The organism is Micromonospora sp. NPDC051296, from assembly GCF_040682255.1.
GTDB classification, from domain to species: Bacteria; Actinomycetota; Actinomycetes; order Mycobacteriales; family Micromonosporaceae; genus Micromonospora; species Micromonospora craterilacus.
Window position 1 is genome coordinate 1 of sequence record NZ_JBFBAO010000552.1, and the last position, 3,086, is coordinate 3,086.

Genomic DNA, 3,086 nt, shown 5'->3' on the forward strand with positions numbered 1-3,086 from the left:
GCGGTGGCGTGGGGCTGGGCCTGGCGGCGCTGCTGGTCGACGCGTACCGCTGGACGAAGGTGGAGCTGCCCGAGGCGCTGCTCGAACAGATGCTGGACCCCGAGGGAGTCACCCTGACTCTCGCCAACCCGCACGCCGAGCAGGTACAGCACGTCCAACAGCGCGGACCAGTCGGCGGCACCGAGCGCCACGCCGCGGATCAGGTGCACCGCGCGGTAGAGCGGGGTCACCTCCACCAGCCACCGCAGCAGGGTCGGATACGCCTCCGCCGGGACGAAGGTGCCGGAGAAGAGGAAGAGGGTGAACTGGACCGACGCGATGAGGTCGAAATCCTGCCAGCTGCGCATGACGGTGGAGACCGCCATGCCCAGCGCCCCGAACGCGAAGCCGACCAGCACCGCGGCCGGGAACGCGACGACCTACGACACGCCAGCCGGCACCCCCACCGTCACGGTGGCCAACGTGATCCTGGTCAGCGCGGACATGCCCGACCAGCTGGCGTACGACCTCACCCGACTGCTCTTCACCTATCAGGCCGACCTGGCCGCGGTGCACCCGGAGGCCCGCAACTTCGACCGGCAGAGCGCCGCCGGCACCGACCCCATCCCCCTGCACCCCGGCGCCGCCCGCTACTACCAGGGCGGCTGACCCGCGAATTCAGGCGTCGGGCCGCCAGCCTGCGGCGAGGAGGGCACGCCGGACGGTGTCGGCGACCTGGTCCGGGTGCGCCCGGACCAGCCACGCGGGAAAGCGGAGGATCCGATCCCCGCTCGTCCAGACGTCGTTCTGGCGCTGCATGTCGTCCGCCCACTGGCGCACGTCCATGTGATGTGCCCCGTCGATCTCCACGTGCACCCGCCATGCCCGCCAGTACGCGTCCAACCAACGGGTACGCCCCGCCGCATCGGTCCGCCGTTCCTGAAGGTCCGGCGGGGGCAGTCCGGCCCGGCGGCAGAGCCGGACGAAGTCGATCTCGCTCAGTGCCTGCGCACCTCCGGCGATATCGGCGATGGTCTGCCGGATCAATCCTCGACGGGGTGCCCGGGGCAGCAGGTCGAGCACGGCGGCCAGTTCCTCGGGCAGCACCCGCCGCTGCTGGCAGCCGGCCGCGAGCACCTCCTGCGCCTGCCGTACCGACGACGCCCATCCGGCCGCGTCCACCAGCGCGCGTGGTGTGGTGGTCCGGGGCGGGCGGCCGACCTGAAGATGCTCGGCGGGCAGCACCGCCGTCCGGTGCACCACCACGGCGGCCATGTCGATCGGCAACCGGCGCAAACTGGTACGACCGGCCCGGCGGGCCGCCGGCACGAGCACGTGCAGGGGCTCGGGTCGCAGGCCGCGTACCCCCGCTTCGGTGGCCGCCGTGGCGCCCGCGAGGACCGCACCCGCTCCGGCGGCGAGGACGGCGACCCACAGTTGCTGGTCCCGGGTCAGCCGCCCGTTGCCGGTCAGCAGCAACCCGCGACTGATCGAGCGCCACCGACCGGAGCGGACCAAGCCGCGTACGGCACCGTCGGTCAGCATGGTGCGGGCCTGCGTGGTGGTGAGTACGCCGGCCTGCTCGAAGGCCATCCATTCCAGGGCATCGGCCCGCTCGTCGGGAACGCCGACCCCGCTGGTGATCATCAAAGCGTTAGCCCGCTGCGACGGACGCCGAACCGCCGCCATCCGCCCACTGTGGTCACCACACCGGCAACCCACCGCCAGATCTTGGACACTTTCCGTTATTCGATAACGGAAAGTGTCCAAGATCTCCACGGCGCGTGGCCTGGCGCCGGGTGCAGCGCGCGGGGAGCACCGTCGGACGCTGGGTGCTGCGCGGGTTGCTAGGGGTGCTTGGTGGGTTGGGCGACGAACGCGCGCCAGGCAGCGGGCGCGAAGGCCAGCGCCGGCCCGGTCGGGTCCTTGGAATCGCGTACGGCCACCACGCCGGGCAGGTTGTCGGCCACCTCCAGACAGTTGCCGCCGCTGGCATTGCTGCGGGTGCTCTTGCGCCACCGGGCACCGGTCAGGTCCATGTCTCCGCCACTTCCGCGATCAGATCGAGGGATTGCTGCTGCGATAGTGCCTCACCCCGGATCGACTCCCAAACCTCGACCATCTGCTGCACGTACTCAGGGCGGTCGATCACTTGTCCGTGACGCTGCCCCTCCAGGTAGACGAAATCCTCTCCGGTGGGTGCGGTGGCGATCACGAAGGGGCCGTCGAGCCCAGCGTATGCCCCGGTGGAGAGCGGCACGACCTGGATTCTGACCCGGGGCAGCGCCGAGCCCAGCTTCACCAGATGCCGCAACTGCTCACGCATCACCTCCGGCCCGCCGATCCGGCGGCGCAGCACGTGCTCATCGATGACCACAGTGAAAAGCGGCGGTCGGTCGCGGGTGAGCACCGTCTGGCGGTCTATCCGAGCGGCCACCTGCTGCTCGATCTCGTCCGGCGCGAACAGCCCGCCGCTGGTCAGGATCGCGCGGGCGTATGCCTCGGTCTGCAACAGGCCCGGCACGTAGAGCGGCTCGAAGGAGCGCAGTGCGGTGGCCTCTGCCTCGATGCCGGGCCAGTCGCGGAACCAGGGCACCACGGTCTCGCGGCTGATCCGCCGCTGGATGCGCTCGTACCGCCCGTCGCTGCCGAACACAGTGTCGCAGCGGCGGGCGAAGTCCCGGCTGGGGCGGCGTGCGCCGGTTTCCACCTTGGCCACCAGGGCGGCCGAGTAACTCAGCGCCTCGGCCAACACGGCTTGTGACATGCCGGCGGTGGCTCGGGCCAGCCGCAACTCCTCCGCGAAGTGCTCCAGCATGGACGAGCGTTCCACGGACACCCTCCGTACATCCTCGTACCGCCTGGGGACCGGCCCTGGACGCGCAGGTCGTCACCGCGCCGAGCCTCCCACCGTAGTCGCGTCCTCAGCAGACTGTCACGCAGCGGAACCGCTCACGGGATCGGACGGCGGGCGGAACCAGGCCGGGGCGCCTGCGCACAACGAGGTGCGCAGACGGCCAGCAGGCCGGCACGGCCAAGGTGCCGGACGGCGGCATCATCGGCTGCGCCACCCGCGAGCTGCGATTCGGTGCCGACCAGAACGGCGG

At 71.1% G+C, this 3,086-nt stretch carries 4 protein-coding genes and 1 pseudogene; 1 reads left to right on the plus strand and 4 read right to left on the minus strand.

Going from position 1 to position 3,086, the window contains the following annotated elements; genetic code table 11:
• Positions 1 to 416: pseudogene (locus AB0M52_RS32700) on the minus strand (ABC transporter permease); the annotation flags it as partial.
• Here AB0M52_RS32700 and AB0M52_RS32705 point away from each other — a divergent pair.
• Positions 364 to 648: a TAXI family TRAP transporter solute-binding subunit gene (locus AB0M52_RS32705; protein ID WP_363961666.1), complete on the plus strand. Its 285-nt coding sequence runs from the start codon at positions 364 to 366 to the stop codon at positions 646 to 648. The pseudogene AB0M52_RS32700 and the gene AB0M52_RS32705 overlap by 53 nt on opposite strands.
• 9 nt (positions 649 to 657) lie before the next feature.
• Here the strand turns inward: AB0M52_RS32705 and AB0M52_RS32710 are convergent, their stop codons facing one another.
• The 3 genes from AB0M52_RS32710 to AB0M52_RS32720 all read right to left on the minus strand — a co-directional run bounded on the left by AB0M52_RS32710 (position 658) and on the right by AB0M52_RS32720 (position 2,812).
• Positions 658 to 1,626, minus strand: a complete 969-nt coding sequence (locus tag AB0M52_RS32710) for a hypothetical protein (protein ID WP_363961668.1) — start codon at positions 1,624 to 1,626, stop codon at positions 658 to 660.
• A 200-nt stretch (positions 1,627 to 1,826) separates the two neighbouring features.
• Complete coding sequence (locus tag AB0M52_RS32715) at positions 1,827 to 2,018, minus strand: DUF397 domain-containing protein (protein WP_363961670.1); 192 nt, start codon at positions 2,016 to 2,018, stop codon at positions 1,827 to 1,829.
• Positions 2,009 to 2,812, minus strand: a complete 804-nt coding sequence (locus AB0M52_RS32720; RefSeq protein WP_363961672.1) for a helix-turn-helix transcriptional regulator — start codon at positions 2,810 to 2,812, stop codon at positions 2,009 to 2,011. The genes AB0M52_RS32715 and AB0M52_RS32720 overlap by 10 nt, the downstream gene beginning before the upstream one ends.
• Positions 2,813 to 3,086: the final 274 nt, after the last annotated feature.

Excerpts from the sequence above, each read along its gene's own strand:
- AB0M52_RS32710 (WP_363961668.1), bottom strand. The coding sequence starts at position 1,626 with ATGATCACCAGCGGGGTCGGCGTTCCCGACGAGCGGGCCGATGCCCTG.
- AB0M52_RS32705 (WP_363961666.1), top strand. The coding sequence starts at position 364 with ATGCCCAGCGCCCCGAACGCGAAGCCGACCAGCACCGCGGCCGGGAAC.
- AB0M52_RS32715 (WP_363961670.1), bottom strand. The coding sequence starts at position 2,018 with ATGGACCTGACCGGTGCCCGGTGGCGCAAGAGCACCCGCAGCAATGCC.